We start from the raw sequence: 16347 nt of genomic DNA, 5'->3' as shown, positions 1-16347 counted from the left end.
TCGGTTTTCAGACGTTCGACCCATCGACCGGGATGCGACCGTTGCTCGGTCGAGACGAGTACGGATCCGGTTGCTGGACGGCCATTTCGATGTCGCATGCACCGAGACCGACGTCGTATGTCGTCGCCGTGCCGTCCACCGGTCCGGGTTGCCACGGCCACCATGCGCGCAGGCGGCCGTTGGACCCGGCGAGTGGCACACGTAGTCGGGTGCTTCCGTCCTCCCACTCGGACAGAGTCTCCACGTCGCCGCGCGCCAGAGCCTCGAAATCCGGCACGATCTCGATATCGTCGACGACGATCAAAGCGGTGGAAGGTGTTCGGTCGGAGATCCGCAGTTCGACCGTAGCCGGCTCCGCGTCGCCCGTGCCGACGACATGGACGGCCCACCGTTCACTCCCTTTGACCGCCTCGAGTTGGTGCCCCGCGAACCCGCTGACATCTGTGACCCGGTATCCATCAGCCTCGAGGAATCGGCTCGCGGCTTCGAGTGCATGACCCTGTATCGCGGCGCGATACTGCGGGATCAAGTCCCGGACGACGGAGCGCTTCCGGAGTACCTTCGATGCACCCGAAGTCAGAGTCGCGAGCTCAGGCAACCGGGGAAGAACTCCCAGCAGTGGAGTCGGGAACCACGCTATCGCATAAGGACGTGGCTTCCTGATCTCGCGTTTCTTGTTCTTCACGAATGGGACAGCGAGCGGGCCTTGTGAATCGTCCGAGCTCTCCGACTCTTGGACGGCGAGGACGGTCTTGCTCGCGCGGCGTACGTCGGCAAGGGTCACCGGCTCGGGAAGTTCCCTTTGCCAGGACAACGGAACGAACAATCGGCTGCGACTGATGTCGAGTGATTCGGCCTCGGAGTCACCGGGCTCCGGCCTCGGGGTGATGGACTCGGCGTCATCATTCGTCGCGGTGTAATACAGGGCAGGGTGGTCGACCACCACAGACCACCCCCAGATGCCGGACGGGGCGTCGTCGCCGCACCACCAGTGCAACACCACGTCGCCGGGCAGCATGCGCTGGGCAAGCGCTGCGGAGGCGCACACCTTCCCCTCCTCCTCGAAGTAGGGAACGTCGATGGTCTCACCGAGGGTGTCCCATTCGTGGTCGGTTGTCTCCATCCACACCACCGGACCCGAGGACAGCGGAGTAGAGGGCCGACCGGGTTCCAGCGGTCCAGGTGTCTGGGGTTCTCGTCGCACGGTATGGCCCTGCACGTCGGACCGCGCTCCGTCTGCAGTAATGACCGAGTGCCGGACGTACGGACCCCACGCGGAGTCGACGAGTTCGGCGCGGTACTCGCCGATCACGAGTTCGTCGTCCCCCGCCGGCTCTCGTGGAAGGGTGCGGGCGCGGACCCGCTCCCGGGGACGGGGTCGGCGACGGGCCGAGAGCAGACCACCGTCCCCGGCAACTGGGCCGCCGTCCTCGGACCAGAGGAACCCGCACTGGGCGCACGAGTATTCGGGCATCCCGGTGCCCACAGGGATCACGCAGCCCATGGCCGCCACACCGGGAGGCGGCGGTCCCGGTGGCATTCCCCAAAGACACAGATCTGTGCGCCGGGCTCGACAAGCCGGGCAGCGCGGGCGGCGGGAGTACATCAGATCCTCGACGGACGGACCGAACGGCTGATGCAAAGTACTGTGGCAGCTTTCGCACACCCATGCTGCCTGCGCAGCTCGACCGAGTGGCTCGGCTCTTGTAGAAGTCCAGGCATCGACGCCATCCCGACCGGGGTCGTACCAGTGGAGTTCGAAACCATCGGGTCCGCTCCCGCCACTGGTGTCGCCAGCCATTTCACCGCAGCACAGGCATTCGCCGGGGTGGCCGTAGGCGCTGTCGGATTGCTGTGGCGCCTGCGCGCAGCCGGTCGTGTCGGTGACCTGCCAGGGTGTCGGCTCGTGCCGCTCTCGATCGATAGCTTCGAGCAGGCGCTGGGCATATCCGTCGCCCAGGGTCACCGGAGGCGCGGGGAACGGTTCCCGCATCCGGAGTTCGAGGGCCCGGACCGAGATCCCATCTGTAAAGGGAAAGTCGTAGGTCTCCGTGCCGATGAAGTCGTCCTCCGATCCGGTCGTGAGGACCTCGACGTTGAGTATTGCGAGTTCCCGCGCGGATACCACGACCACGAGTGTGTCGTCAGCGGAATACTTGTCAGGCATGCCCCAGTGCAGATCCCTGATGTCCGCGTCGTCGTCGGGCCCATAGCAAGCCAGAGCCTGCCTCCATGGGGTCAACAGACACAGGTGCGTTCTGGGTCCTGGTTCGCTGTGCGGCATGCAGCACAGAGTTCCCGAAGTGCGTGAACCGAAACCTGCGTCCTCACTCCACGTGGGATGCGATCGTATGCAGCATCTTCCGCCCCATGACGAACGTGATCGGTTCCATCAGCGTCGGGCCGAACGCGAGCCGGCTCCCGAGCGACGAACCGTAGCGTCCCCGGCCGTGTTCGAGGAGGCGGGTGCCCCCGCCGGGGCCGGACGCAGGTGGAACGACCACAGGAATGCGTCGCCGGTCTGCTCCGTCGCGCCGTGCAGGACGAGATCGCGGTTCGGCTCGAGCACCGCGACGGTGAGCGGTGGGGCCTTGGGGTGCTGGCGGATCGGGTCGCCGACGGCGAGGTGCTGCAGGTCGGGGCGGATCGCGGTGGCATTGGTGATGCGGCAGCCGATGAGGTTCTCGAGGCCCTCGTAGCTGTAGAAGCCGCCGCGGCCCTGACCGATCTGCACGATCCACGGCCACACCCGCTCCGGCGGCGCGTCGACCGTGACAGCGCGGGTGAAGCCCCAGTCCGGGGCGGGGACCAGGTCGTCGCCCGGATACTGCGCGGCCAGTTCCCCGGCGGGGGCGCCCCAGGTGGTGCGCCACCGCCGCAGGATCCGGGTGGTGAGCAGGTGGAACGCGATGAGCAGGGCACCGCCCACCGACTCGGACAGCGAGCGCAGCCGCCCCATCAGTCTCCCGGCTTCGCCGTCAGCAGCACCTTGAGCGCACCGGTCTCGGCGGCCCGGCCGAACACGTCGTAGGCCTCCTCGAACTCGTCGAGGGAGAACCGGTGGGTGATCATCGGCGAGGTGTCGAGCTTGCCGCTGCGGACCAGGCCGATCAGCGTCGGGGTCGAGTGCGTGTCGACGAGCCCGGTGGTGATGGTGAGGTCCTTGATCCAGATGCTCTCGAGGTGCAGCGTGGCCGGCGCACCGTGGACGCCGATGTTGGCGACGTGGCCGCCCGGTCGCACCAGCTCGACGGCCTGTTCGAACGTCGCGGGCACGCCGACGGCCTCCATGGTGACGTCCGCGCCGAGACCGTCGGTCAGGTCGCGGACGACGGCGGCGACGTCGTCGCGGCCGGGGTTGAGTACCAGGTCCGCGCCGAGTTCCCGGGCCGCCTCGAGCCGACTGTCGGCGAGGTCGACCGCGACGACGTGGCTCGGGCTCAGCAGCCGGGTGGCGAGAATCGCGGCGAGACCGATGGGGCCGGCACCGACGATCACGACGACGTCGGCGGGGCGCACGCATCCGTTGAGCACGCCGACCTCGTAGGAGGTGGGCAGGATGTCCGCGAGCATGAGCATCTGCTCGTCACTCACCCCCTCGGGCACGCGGTGGGTGGAGTTGTCCGCGAACGGAACTCGCACGAGTTCGGCCTGGGTGCCGTCGATGAGGTGGCCGAGGATCCAGCCACCGCCGCCGAGGCACTGGCCGTAGCGACCCTCGCGGCAGAAGCGGCAGCGGCCGCACGAGGTGATGCACGAGACGAGGACTCGGTCGCCGGGTGCGAGGTTCTGCACGCTCGGCCCGACCTCGACGACGGTGCCGACGGCCTCGTGCCCGAGGATGCGCCCGTCGGTGACCTCAGGGACGTCGCCGCCGAGGATGTGCAGGTCGGTGCCGCAGATGGTGACCGCGTCGACGCGGACGATCGCGTCGGTGGGGTCCGTGATTCGGGGGTCGGGGACGTCCTCCCAGGAGCGTTTGCCCGGACCGTGGAACACCAGTGCCTTCATTGGTTCGGCCCTTTCGCCGATCGGTGGGTGCCGGGTCCAGCGTCTCACCCGCAGCGCCGTCGGAAAATGGCCATTGGGCCTCGAATCGGGCGGGTGGAGGTCCCACCGGGGCGGATCAGTGGCCGGCGACGATCGCGAGCCGGTCGGTGCCCGGGTTCGCCTCGACCAGGGCCTCGGGGGTGCCGTACCCGTCGACCTCGACGACGGGCGCGCGGTCGACGGTGGCGCGCACGACGGCGCCGTCGGACATGAAGACGATCAGACCCTGACCCGTGGTCTGCGGGAGGTTTTCCCACACGGTGCCGGTCAGGCCGAGGTCCCGGTTGATCGAGCTCATCAGCAGGGGCATCGAGAAGCGGTACATGCGGTCCCACGACCCCGGCGGCAGCCCGGCCCCCTCGGCGACGGAGGACAGGGAGCGGGGCTCACCGCTGAGCAACACCGTGTCGAACTCCGCTTCGAGGATCGGGTCGTCCTGCACCCGGACCGTGTCACCCGATCCGCCGCATCCGGCGAGCACGAGCACGGCAGCCGGCAGCACCGCCGTCACCAGGCCCTTCGCCATCGGCATCGTGTGCAGCACCCGGTCACCCCCCAGTCGCTTCGCTCCAGAACGCGTGAAAGCTACAGCACCGGGCGCTCGCGGAGCAGGGGCGTCGGGCCACGTCGGAACCGTCGACGAGAAGGTCTGTGACCGCTGACAATCCGGCGGTTCTACTCCCGCGCGGTGAGCTCCGCGATGTCGCCGTGCAGCTCCGACCGGAGCGAGCCCATCAGCTCCGCGGCGATCCCGAACTGATCGCCGACGAAGTGGGTGTTGTCGGCCGAGAGTTCCCGCGCTCCCGAGCGGCCGATGAGGGAGTCGATCCGCTCGTCGAGGCTGGCGGTGCGGGCCTCGACCTCGGCGGTGCGCAACTGCATCTCGGCGACGGTGAGCAGCTCGCCGATGCGTGCCAGGGCCGCCACCCGGTCCAGGAGCTGATCCCACACCGGTTCGAGGGCGGCGATGCGCGCGTCGACGGCCGCACGAGCGGACGGGGCCGCGCGGCGGGCGTCGGCGAGTTCGGCGAGCAGGCCGCGCAGCGTGACGGTGTCGACGGCGATCTGGGTCAGCTCGTCGGCGAGATCGAGCTGGGACCGCTGCACCGCGAGGTGCTCGGACCGCCACGCGGTGGAACCTTCGATGCGGTCGTAGAGGGTGCCGGCGAGGAACAGCAGGGTGTCGTACCGGTCGACGAAGTGGTCGTCGTCGTCGGGCACCTGCCGGCCGAGGGCGTCGGCGGCGCGACGTCCCGCGGCGGCCGCCGCGGTGCCGTCCGACCAGCGCGTCACGCGGTCGACGGCCACGCCGAGCACCGCACCGCGCACCTGATCGGCCATCTTCTCGGGGACGGGCGCGGGCGTGTGCTGCAGCGCCGCGAACAGGGCGTCGCGCTGGTGCGGGTCGAGGTGCACACCGTCGCGTCGTTCCCGCCGCACGGCCCGCACGCCCTGCGCGTAGTGCCGGCCGGAGACGGTGAGCGTGTAGTGGGCGTTGCGCAGCCGCTTGGCCAGTTCCCCCGCCCGGTACTCGAACACCAGCCGGGCGGCGCCGGGGCGCAGGTCGGCGGCCCGCACCGTGAGACGGGCGTGCTCGTCCGTGAGGTGCCGCAACGCACCGAAACCGCCGAGGGTCGGCAGCCCGCGCCCGATCCGGCGGCGCCGGGCCAGGATGTCGCGGGTCTCGTCGTCGAGACGGCCGGCGGCCAGGCACAGGGCGGCGGCGTCCGACAGCGGGGCGTGCCGGCCGTCGAGCCGGTGCTGCTCGCACCAGCGGCGCACCTGCGCGGCCATCCGCTCGCGGCGCTGCTCGGCCGGTTCGAACCCGACCGGGAACTGTGGGGCGTCGGACATCGGGACCTCCTCGTGGCGTCCGGACCTCTCCACTGTTCCAGAAATCCCGGTGCCGCGGCGGGGGCGCCGGTCAGGCGAGGAATTCGGCGACGGCGTCGACGGCGGCGCGCTGGGCCCGGCCCTGCCCGGCCGGGGTGCCGCCGAAGGCGATGCCGCCGGTCCACTGGGCGTCGCCGGGGAACATGCCGAGACGGATGAGGTGGCCGGCGTCGTCGACGGACAGGTGCCGGTCGCGGCCGTCGCCGCGGCGGGCGAGCAGTGCGCCCGCCATGTCGGTGGACGGCCACAGCTGGTCGTCGGTGCCGGTGATGCACAGGATCGGGGCGTCGACCTTCTCGGCCCGCAGGTGGGCGGGGCCGGGTGCGTCGCGCAGTCCCGCGCGGTAGGCGTCGGCCAGGCGCAGCAGCGACGGCCGGTGCCGGGCGACGTCGCGGCCGGCCCGCCAGGCGTTGCGGATCATCTGCGGCATCAGCGCGGAGCTCGGCAGCGGCGCCCAGGGCTGGGCCTCGCCACCGAGGGTCCACGAGGGGGTGTCCGGGATCTCACCGTCCGGGCCGAGCCCCTGCCACGCGACGGAGCTGGGACTGATCAGCACCAGCGCCCGCAGCGGCGTGCCGTCGGCGGCGACGGCGGCGAGGAGCCCCTCGGCTCCCCGGGAGATGCCCACGGCGGCGATGCTGCCGATCTCGGGGCGGCCGGCGAGGTGGCGCAGCGCGCCGGTGAAACGCTCGAGCGGCACGTCGGCGACCTCGGAGTTCTCGTCGAGCCACGAGTAGGCGAGGGCGACGTGGCCGTGCGAGGCGAGGACGGCGATGGTGGCGCGCTGGGAGTCGACGCCGCCCTCGGAGCCGCCGACGCACAGCACCGCCGGCCACCCGCGGGGCGGCGTCGGGCCGTCCGGGCGGGCCAGCAGGCCGGGGCGGCCGTCGATGTCGAGGTCCTCGACGGTCACCCCCGGCGCGGCGTCGGCGCGGATCACCGTGCGTCGCGCGGTGTGGGGGCCGTCGGTGACGGTGAGCGTGACCGGCCACCGGCCGGGCGGGGGGACGAACAGGTCGGGCACGCGGTCGGGTTCGCCGAACCGCATGTCCCACAACGGTTCGTCGACGACGTCGACACTGCCGTCGTAGGTGCGGCAGGACCGCCAGCGGGCGCCGAACATGTCGGTGCCCTCCGCGGTGACGGTGATCGTCGCGTCGGGCCGCGATCCGGCGACGGTGAGCCGGAACGGTTCGTCGTGCCGGGACTGCCGCGGTGCGACGAGGTGGACGCGGGCGGAGTCGAGGTCCGGCGGTGGTGCGGCCGGGGATTCGGGTTCGGGGTGCGGGTTCGCGGTGGCGGCGAGCGCGGAGTTCGTGTCGAACCATTTGGGGAACAGGGCCGAGACCAGCCCGGCCGCGCCCAGGACGACGAACGGGACGACCCAGTAGCCGACGACGGACAGCGCGTCGGTCTCGTCGCGGACGGTGGCGTCTCCGTCGACGATCGGTGGGATCAGCGAGGACACGGTCATCACGGCGAAGGCGGCGGCCCACATCCACGTCATCGCGGTGGTGACGTACCGGAATCCGCCGGCGGCCGCGGTCGCGGGATCGACTGTCTCGACAGCGTATTCGCGTACGAAGGGCCGTCCGGCGAGGATGCCGCCGAGGACGACGAGCAGCAGTCCGAGGTTGCCGATCGGTTGCAGCCAGCGTTCGAGGACGGCGTCGTCGAGGGTGAGTGCGGCGACGAGCAGCAGCGCGAAGACCACGACGGTGCCGACGTCGAGGGAGCGCCACGGCTTTCCGCGCATGCGCTGCACGAGCGGGCCGGCGGCGGCGAGGACGAGGGCTGCAGCCACGGCGGTGACGAACCCGGTGTTGCCGACGAGGATCCAGTACAGGATCCACGGCGCGAATCCGACGACGAGGGACATTCGCGGATTGTCTCCCGCCGCCGGGACGCGTGGGAGCTCTTCCGCGATACGCCTCAGGTCTTCACGGGTACGTAGATCACCGTGCGGATCTCCTCCGCGGGAGTGCCCGGCGGGCTCCAGTACTCCTCCCACGCGGTGCTCAGGTCGAGATCGTGGCCCTCCCGGGCGGCCCAGGCGGCGAGGGCCTCGTAGGTGTGCTCGAGCGTGTCGTAGGGACCGAGGTGGGTCTCGGTCGCGACGTCACCGGCGGGCAGGTCGACCGGGACCACGTGGCCGTCGCCGTCGACGGGGTCGGCGACCTCGAAGCCGGCGGCGCCGTCGAAGCCGTCCTCGGTGAAGTTGCGGTAGTAGGCGAAGGCCGGGCCGGACGGCGGCGTGCCCGCGCCCGCCAGGTACCGCTCGACGGCGCCGTACGCCTCGCCGATGTGTTCACCGATGTGGGCCAAGTCGGTGTGGAATTCCACGGCGGCCAGGTGCCTGGCCGGGGCGTGCACGATCTCGGGCATTCATCCTCCCCTGTCGAAGCCTGGAGTCACGATAGGCGATGCGCCGGTGGGCCCGATGTGACATCGCGTCGATGTGATCGAACCGGTGTGACATTCGGCCGCACCCGCGGGCACCCCGGGCACCCGCGAGCACCCCGGGCGGCCGTGACAATCGTCACAGCGGTTTTCCGCCCGCTCGCGCCGCCGGAGCGCGGAGGCGAGAGACCCGGCATCCGCCGGCGCGTGTCCGTTTCGACCTTTTCGAGGGGTGGATGCCGGTCCGATACTGGACAATTGGCGTAGGCGGGGGTGTTCGCGGGCCCGGCGGCACCGTGCCCGAAAAATCAACGGGCCGAATGTTACTGCCCGGTGTTACCCGACGGTATTCGTGAGCGCGGCCGAATCGAACCGAGTCCGCGCCACATTCCGGGATCGGAAAACAGCTTCCGCCAACATCTTTCACCGGTATATCCGACGAGAGCCACCGAACCCGGACCCCGAGGCCCTAAAACGTGACAAACCCTCATGTTTCCTTCATGCTGTTAGCGGAAGGATCGTCCCCACCGGGGGGCACTCGGCCGTCGACGACGACGGTCCGCGGGACGAGGCCGACCGCCTGTCCGCCGACTCCCAGGCACCCGCCGGGACAGTCGGCGCACACGTCCGCACGCATACGCCGACACGAGGAGCCGACCGATACATGTTCTTGCTCGCGTTATCAACCCGTGACGTGGGCCTCGGCATCGGTTAACTTTCTTCACTCACTGGCGAGAAGCTTCGACGAGCGTCGCACGAGCGCGCACAAACCTGGAGAACGGTGGCAACGAGTATGTTCAAACGGATCGCGGTGGTCAACCGAGGTGAGGCGGCAGTACGTCTCATCAGAGCAGTCCGGGAGCTCAACTCCGAGCACGACTACGACATCAAGACGATCGCCCTGCACACCGAGGCCGAGCGGCGGGCGATGTTCGTCCGCCAGGCCGACGAGGACGTCACCCTGCGGCCGTCCACCACGGCCGCCACCCCCTACCTCGACCATGCCGAACTCGAGCGCGCCCTCCTCGAGGCCGAGGCCGACGCCGTGTGGGTCGGCTGGGGCTTCGTCGCCGAAGATCCCGCCTTCGCCGAGGTCTGCGCCCGCCTGAACATCACCTTCATCGGCCCGTCGGCCGAGGCCATGCGCCTGCTCGGCGACAAGGTCGAGGCCAAGCTGCTCGCCGAGAAGGTCGGCGTGCCGGTCGCCCCGTGGTCGGGTGGACCGGTCGAGACCCGCGCCGACGCCCGCCGGCACGCGCAGGCCATCGGCTACCCGCTGATCATCAAGGCCCGCTCCGGCGGCGGCGGCCGCGGCATCCGCAAGGTGTACTCCGAGGACGAGCTCGAGCTCGCCCTCGAGCGCACCCAGGGCGAGGCCGAGCGCTCGTTCGGCGACCCCGTGGTGTTCATCGAGCGTCTCGTCACCGACGCCCGCCACGTCGAGGTCCAGGTCATCGCCGACGCCCACGGCAACGTCTGGGCGCCGGGCGTGCGCGACTGCTCCATCCAGCGCAAGAACCAGAAGGTCATCGAGGAGTCGGCGTCGCCGCTGCTGACCAAGGAGCAGGCCGACCACCTGCGCTCGGTCTCCGCCGACCTCGTGCGCGCCGCCGGCTACTGCGGCGCCGGCACCGTCGAGTACCTCTACCAGCCCGACCTGAAGATCTTCACCTTCCTCGAGGTCAACACCCGCCTGCAGGTCGAACACCCCATCACCGAGGCCACCACCGGCATCGACCTGGTCAAGCTGCAGATCCTCGTGGCCTCCGGGGAGACGCTGCCCGGCGACTGCCCGCCCGAGTTCGGCCACGCCGTCGAGGCCCGGCTCAACGCCGAGGACGCCGACAACGGCTTCGCCCCCGCCCCCGGCTCCGTGCAGCTGCTCAAGTTCCCGCTCGGGTCCGGCCTGCGCGTCGACACCGGCATCGCCCAGGGCGACGTCATCCCGCCGGACTACGACTCGATGGTCGCCAAGATCATCGCGTGGGGCCGCGACCGCGACGAGGCCCTGGCCCGCCTGCGCACCGCGCTGCGCGAGACCACCGTCGTCCTCGAGGGCGGCACCACCACCAAGTCGTTCCTGCTCGACCTGCTCGACCGCGACGAGGTGATCTCCGCCTCGGCCGACACCGGCTGGCTCGACCGCACCGGCGCCGGCACCGCCACCGGGCCGTCCCGGGTGGCCGACATCGCGCTGATCGCCACCGCCGTCGACGTCTACGACGCCGAGGAGACCCACGAGCGCGCCGCGTTCCTCACCTCCGCCCGCGGTGGCCGCCCCCGCGCCCGGCACTCCGTCGGCCGCAAGGTCGAGCTGAGCTACCAGGGCCAGGCGTACGAGCTGCTCGTCGGACAGGTCGGCCCGCACCGCTACCGCGTCGACGCCGGCAATGGCGAACTCGAGGTGGACGTCGACCGGCTCGGACAGTTCGAGTCCCGGCTCGTCCTGGCCGGCCGCCGCCACCACGTCGTCTCGATCGCCGGCGCCACCGGCTACCTCGTCGAGGTCGACGGCATCAGCCACCAGATCAGCCAGGACGAGGCCGGCGTCGTGCGCACCCCCGCCCCCGCCGTCGTCGTCGCCGTGCCGGTCGCGCCCGGCGACGAGGTCGAGGCAGGCCAGACCCTGGTGGTGCTCGAGTCCATGAAGATGGAGACCGCGGTGCGCGCGCCGTTCGCCGGCCGCGTCCGCGAGGTCCTCGCCGTGGTCAACTCGCAGGTCGACGCGGGCACGCCGCTCCTGCGGGTGGACCAGATCGCCGAGGAGGCCGTCACCGAGACCGTCGAGCGCGTGCAGTTCCCCGCGCCCGCCGCTGTCGTCACCGGCGACGCCGCGGCCGACGCGCTGGCCCGGCTCGACGCCCTCGAAGCGCTCGTCACCGGCTACGACGTCTCCGGCAAGCGCACCGCGACGCTGCTCGCCGAGTACGACCGGCTGCGCGGCGAGACCACCGAGAACTGCGACCTGGTGCGCGCCGAGCTGGCCCTGCTCACCACGTTCGCCGACGTGTGCGAGCTCTCGCGCAACCGCCCGACGCAGGACGAGGAGACCGGTGACGAGCGGGTGCACAGCCCCCGCGAGCACTTCCACGGCTACCTACAGTCCCTCGACGTCGAGGTCGGCGGCCTGCCCGAGAGCTTCCGGGCCCGGCTGGCGCAGGCGCTGCGGCACTACGACGTCACCGAGCTGGACCGCACCCCCGAGCTCGAGGAGGCCGTCTACCGGCTGTTCCTCGCGCAGCAGCGCATCGAGACGCAGGTTCCGGTGGTCTCGGCGCTGCTCGAGCGCTGGCTCGCGGAGACCGAGGGACCGGCGGGCATCTCGCAGGAACTCAACGAGGTCCTCGACCGGCTCATCGTCGCCACCCAGGTGCGCTTCCCCGTCATCGGCGACGCGGCCCGCAACCTGCGTTACCGCCTCTTCGAGGAGCCGGTGATCCGCAAGGTCCGCGAGCAGGTGTACGACGGGGTGCGCGGCAGCCTCGCCCACCTCGCCGACAACCCCGGCGCCGCCGACTACGCGCAGCGGGTCGAGGCCCTCGTGGCCACGCCCGAGCCGCTGATCGACCTGCTCGCGCAGCAGATCGCCCGGCCGGAGACCGTGCCGGGGCCGCTGCTCGAGGTCATCACCCGTCGCGCCTACAAGATCCGCACGCTCGAGCAGGTGCAGTCCGACGTGCGCGGGGGCCGGCAGTTCGTCACAGGCAACTTCGATCTGCGCGGCACCCGCCTGTACCTGATCTCCACCGAGGCCCGGCACGCCGAGCTCGGGGCGGCGCTGGACGTCGTCGAGGAGTCGGCGCGCACCCTGCCCGGCACCGAGAACCTGGTGATCGACCTGTATCTCGCGTGGGACGACGCGCCCGCCGACGCCGACGCGCAGGCCGCGGCGCTGCACACGGTGCTGTCCGAGCGTGCGATCACCGCCTCCGCCCGCCGGGTCACGGTGACGGTGTGCCACACCGACCGCGCCGAGGAGCACGTCTTCACGTTCCGCCCGTTCGAGACCGGGTACGCGGAGGAAACCAACATCCGCGACATGCACCCGCTCACCGGTCAGCGTCTGGACCTGTGGCGGCTGAAGAACTTCGTCGGCACCCGCCTGCCGGCAAACCCGGACTCGTACCTGTATCACATTGCGGCGAACGAGAACCCGTCCGACGAGCGGCTCATCGCGCTCGCCGAGGTGCGGGACCTGACCCCGCAGCGCGACGAGACCGGCACGATCGTGGGGCTGCCCGCGTTCGAGCGGGCCCTGTCGAGCTGCCTCGACGCCATCCGCCGGTCGCAGGCCGGGCGCGGCAAGCGCCGCCTCGACGCGAACCGCGTGGTGCTGTTCGTGTGGCCCGAGGTGGACCTGAGCATCGACGACCTCAAGCGGGTCAGCCGTGGGGCGGCCCCGCTCACCGTCGGCGCCGGCCTCGAGGAGATCACCGTCATCGGCTGGTGGCGGGAGACCGCGGACGCCGAGCCCCGCGAGGTGGCCCTGCGGTTCTCGTACCGCTCCGGCGCCGGCGTGGTGGTGCGCGTGACCGATCCGCCGAAGGAGCCGCTGCAGCCGCTCGACGAGTACACCCAGAAGGTGCAGCGCTCGCGCGCCCGCGGCACCGTGTACCCGTACGAGCTGATCCCGCTGCTCACCGGCAGGAACGGCAGCTTCGTCGAGTACGACCTCGACGAGTCCGGTGCCGTGGTGCCGGTGCAGCGCCCGTACGGCCGGAACAAGGCCGGACTCGTCGTCGGACTGGTCACCACCCCGACGCCGCGGTACCCGGAGGGCATGACCCGGGTGGCGTTGTTCGGTGATCCGACGAAGGCGCTCGGCACCGTCGCGGAGGCCGAGTGCGCGCGGGTCGTCGCCGCGATCGACCTCGCCGAGCAGCTCGGCGCGCCCGTCGAGTGGTTCGCGCTGTCCTCCGGCGCCACGATCTCGATGGAGTCCGGCACCGAGAACATGGACTGGGTGTCGCGGGCCCTGCGCCGCATCATCACCTTCACCCAGGGCGGCGGCGAGATCAACGTCGTGGTCACGGGCATCAACGTCGGCGCCCAGCCGTACTGGAACGCCGAGGCGACGATGCTCATGCACACCAAGGGCATCCTGGTGATGACCCCGGACAGCGCGATGGTGCTGACCGGCAAGCAGTCCCTCGACTACTCCGGTGGTGTCTCGGCCGAGGACAACTTCGGTATCGGCGGCTACGACCGCGTCATGGGCCCCAACGGTCAGGCGCAGTACTGGGCACCGAACCTGTCGGCGGCGGTCGAGGTGCTCTTCGGGCACTACGAGCACGCCTACCTCGCCCCGGGCGAGCGGTTCCCCCGGAAGGCCGAGACCGTCGACCCGGTCGACCGCGACGTGCGGGTGTACCCGCACGTGCATCCGTCGAGCGACTTCACGACGGTGGGCGACATCTTCTCCGCGGAGACCAACCCGGACCGCAAGAAGCCGTTCGACATCCGCACGGTGATGCGCGCGGTGGTCGACCAGGACCACCCGGTGCTCGAGCGGTGGGCGGACATGGCCGACGCCGACACGTCGGTGGTGTTCGACGCGCACCTCGGTGGCAACGCGGTGACGGTGATCGGCATCGAGTCCCGCGCGATCTCCCGCAAGGGCTGGTTCCCCACCGACGGACCGGACCAGTGGACCTCGGGCACGCTGTTCCCGAAGTCGTCGAAGAAGACCGCGCGGGCGATCAACGCGGCGAGCGGCAACCGGCCCGTGGTGGTGCTGGCGAACCTGTCCGGGTTCGACGGCTCCCCCGAGTCGCTGCGCAACCTGCAGCTCGAGAACGGCGCCGAGATCGGCCGGGCGATCGTCAATTTCGACGGCCCGATCGTCTTCGTCGTGGTCTCCCGCTACCACGGTGGTGCCTTCGTGGTGTTCTCCGGTGCGTTGAACGAGAACATGGAGGTGCTCGCGGTGGAGGGCTCGTTCGCCTCCGTCCTCGGCGGCGCCCCCGCAGCGGCGGTGGTCTTCACCCGCGACGTCAATGCGCGCACCGCGGCCGATCCGCGGATCACCGAGCTCGAGGCGCAGCTCGCTGCGGCCGAGGACGGCGAGAAGGCCCGCCTGCGGGTCGAGCTGGCGACGCAGCGCACCGCGGTGCGGTCGGAGAAGCTCGGTGAGGTGGCTGCGGAGTTCGAGGCCATCCACAACATCCAGCGCGCCCAGCAGGTCGGCTCCGTGCATTCGATCATCCCCGCGGCGGGCCTGCGGCCGGAGATCGTCGCCGCCGTCGAGCGGGGCATGGCGAAGGTGCTCGCGCAGTAAGCAGCACGACCCCCGAAAGGGCCTCGCACCGATTGCCGGTGCGGGGCCCTTTCTCGTGCCCCGAGGAGCCCGTCACGGCCTCTGCCGGCCGTCCCCGGTACCTCCCCCGCCCGGGGCGGCTGTCCGACGCCCTGGGGACATCCGGTCGAGTCGGTCCGCTCGTGCCCACCACCCCCGGATCGGGGTGGCCCAGGCCCGAAAATCGTTGGATGGTGAGCAAGCTCACAGGTTTGAGGAAGTGGGGGTATGGGTACCGGATTTCACCGCGCACGACCCCGGTCGATGCCGCTACATGCACCCTGTTGGCACTCGGTGCTACCGAGCGAGCACGGTCGCTGCCGGACCGCTCCGTGGGCGCTCCCTATCGAATGCTGTTGTCATACAGTCGATTCGAACTCGATCACATCGAGTCTCCGACAAACCGGCTGCATGTACGACGTAGTCCTGACCGCCGGGTAGCATCGCGCGCCATTTCGAACCACCCTCCGGCCGTTGCGTTTTGTGGCAAAGGTCCCGGAACGGACATGCAGTCGGCCGGTAGGTGAACAACGGCCGAGATTCGACCGTAACTCCTTGCCGAACAACAGTATTCAATGTCGTTAGCGTAAGTCATGGCCCTGCACAAGATATTTGCCGTCGGACATGACACACCGGGCGCAATGCTGCATCATTGGTGTCGACAGGGGAGAACGAGCGGAGCATCTACGTGAATTCGGTTGGCCGGGGCGAATATCGCGGAGCGTGCAGGGGCGCTCACATCAGCATCGCGCGGTAGCAGCCACGCCGGCCGGATTCCGGGCACCGACGCTCGGGACACCGGTATCACCGGTCCGACACATCTGTACTCGACGGCATCCGTCGAGCTCGCCGCATTCGAGGGAGAACCGACATGACCAGCACCATCGAACCGTCGTCCCGCACCACCGCCGCCGGCACCAAGCTGCGGGGCCGGGTCGCATTCGTGACCGGTGGAACGCGCGGCATCGGCGCGGCCATCAGCCGCAGCCTCGCCGCCCAGGGCGCCACGGTGGCTGCCGGGTACGGCCGCAACACCGCCCAGGCCGACCAGTTCCTCGCGGGCATCCAGGCTCACGGCCAGGACGGCGTCGAGTACAGCGTGCACAAGGGCGACGTCGCGAACGCCGACGACTGCCGTCGCACCATCGACGAGGTCATCCAGCGGCACGGCCGTCTGGACATCCTGATCAACAACGCCGGCATCACCATCGACCGCACGGTGCTGAAGATGGAGGACGACGACTGGAACAACGTCATCGCCACCAACCTCTCCGGCACGTTCTTCCTGGCCCAGGCGGCGCTGCGGCACATGCTCGAGCGCGGCACGGGACGCATCGTCAACATCTCCTCGGTCATCGGCGAGACCGGCAACATCGGCCAGGCCAACTACGCGGCGTCCAAGGCCGGCATGTTCGGCCTGACCAAGACCCTCGCCAAGGAGGCCGCGTTCGCGCTGGCCCGCTCCGGCAAGCTCACCCCGGACAGCATCGGCGTCACCGTCAACGCCGTCACCCCGGGCTTCGTCGCGACCGAGATGGTCGAGTCCATCCCGGAGAAGGTCCTCGACCGCATCAAGAGCACCATTCCGGTCAACCGCCTCGCCGATCCCGAGGAGATCGCCCGCGTCGTGCACTTCCTCGCCGCCGACGCCTCGTCCTACATCACCGGTCAGGTGTGGGGCGTCAACGGCGGACTGGACATGTGACCCG

General features: G+C 70.4%; 9 protein-coding genes. 2 read left to right on the top strand and 7 right to left on the bottom strand.

Translation table 11 applies throughout. The features are described from left to right. Window positions 1-7: 7 nt before the first annotated feature. The 7 genes from QNA09_RS06725 to QNA09_RS06695 form a co-directional block, all read right to left on the bottom strand. Entirely contained in the window at window positions 8-2167 is a 2160-nt protein-coding gene (locus QNA09_RS06725) for a hypothetical protein (RefSeq protein WP_162919288.1), read from the bottom strand. 225 nt (window positions 2168-2392) lie between these two features. Continuing rightward, on the bottom strand, window positions 2393-2959 hold the full coding sequence (locus QNA09_RS06720) for a hypothetical protein (protein ID WP_308072330.1): 567 nt from the start codon (window positions 2957-2959) through the stop codon (window positions 2393-2395). Continuing rightward, complete coding sequence (locus tag QNA09_RS06715) at window positions 2959-4011, bottom strand: zinc-dependent alcohol dehydrogenase family protein (protein WP_017680486.1); 1053 nt, start codon at window positions 4009-4011, stop codon at window positions 2959-2961. Before QNA09_RS06715 ends, QNA09_RS06720 begins: the two co-directional genes overlap by 1 nt. Before the next feature lie 115 nt (window positions 4012-4126). Next, window positions 4127-4594 (bottom strand): hypothetical protein, encoded by a 468-nt coding sequence (locus QNA09_RS06710; RefSeq protein ID WP_010592330.1) that lies wholly within the window; start codon window positions 4592-4594, stop codon window positions 4127-4129. A gap of 131 nt (window positions 4595-4725) precedes the next feature. Further along, window positions 4726-5904: a hypothetical protein gene (locus QNA09_RS06705; protein WP_119699578.1), complete on the bottom strand. Its 1179-nt coding sequence runs from the start codon at window positions 5902-5904 to the stop codon at window positions 4726-4728. A gap of 70 nt (window positions 5905-5974) precedes the next feature. After that, on the bottom strand, window positions 5975-7822 hold the full coding sequence (locus tag QNA09_RS06700; protein WP_248957504.1) for an acyl-CoA thioester hydrolase/BAAT C-terminal domain-containing protein: 1848 nt from the start codon (window positions 7820-7822) through the stop codon (window positions 5975-5977). A 53-nt stretch (window positions 7823-7875) separates the two neighbouring features. Further along, on the bottom strand, window positions 7876-8328 hold the full coding sequence (locus QNA09_RS06695; RefSeq protein ID WP_010592333.1) for a GyrI-like domain-containing protein: 453 nt from the start codon (window positions 8326-8328) through the stop codon (window positions 7876-7878). A gap of 808 nt (window positions 8329-9136) precedes the next feature. On the opposite strand from QNA09_RS06695, the gene QNA09_RS06690 reads away from it, so the two are divergent. Then, entirely contained in the window at window positions 9137-14620 is a 5484-nt protein-coding gene (locus QNA09_RS06690; RefSeq protein ID WP_248957572.1) for a carboxyl transferase domain-containing protein, read from the top strand. 889 nt (window positions 14621-15509) lie between these two features. Then, entirely contained in the window at window positions 15510-16343 is an 834-nt protein-coding gene (locus tag QNA09_RS06685; protein WP_010592336.1) for a 3-oxoacyl-ACP reductase family protein, read from the top strand. The last annotated feature ends 4 nt before the right edge of the window (window positions 16344-16347 follow it).

It is taken from the genome of Rhodococcus sp. AH-ZY2 (assembly GCF_030916465.1).
Classification (GTDB): Bacteria; Actinomycetota; Actinomycetes; order Mycobacteriales; family Mycobacteriaceae; genus Rhodococcus; species Rhodococcus ruber.
Note: the sequence above shows the minus strand (reverse complement) of the source record. Positions and strands in the feature narration are given on the sequence as shown.

Excerpts from the sequence above, each read along its gene's own strand:
- QNA09_RS06690 (WP_248957572.1), top strand. The coding sequence starts at position 9,137 with ATGTTCAAACGGATCGCGGTGGTCAACCGAGGTGAGGCGGCAGTACGT.
- QNA09_RS06685 (WP_010592336.1), top strand. The coding sequence starts at position 15,510 with ATGACCAGCACCATCGAACCGTCGTCCCGCACCACCGCCGCCGGCACC.
- QNA09_RS06725 (WP_162919288.1), bottom strand. The coding sequence starts at position 2,167 with ATGCCTGACAAGTATTCCGCTGACGACACACTCGTGGTCGTGGTATCC.
- QNA09_RS06705 (WP_119699578.1), bottom strand. The coding sequence starts at position 5,904 with ATGTCCGACGCCCCACAGTTCCCGGTCGGGTTCGAACCGGCCGAGCAG.
- QNA09_RS06695 (WP_010592333.1), bottom strand. The coding sequence starts at position 8,328 with ATGCCCGAGATCGTGCACGCCCCGGCCAGGCACCTGGCCGCCGTGGAA.
- QNA09_RS06720 (WP_308072330.1), bottom strand. The coding sequence starts at position 2,959 with ATGGGGCGGCTGCGCTCGCTGTCCGAGTCGGTGGGCGGTGCCCTGCTC.
- QNA09_RS06700 (WP_248957504.1), bottom strand. The coding sequence starts at position 7,822 with ATGTCCCTCGTCGTCGGATTCGCGCCGTGGATCCTGTACTGGATCCTC.
- QNA09_RS06715 (WP_017680486.1), bottom strand. The coding sequence starts at position 4,011 with ATGAAGGCACTGGTGTTCCACGGTCCGGGCAAACGCTCCTGGGAGGAC.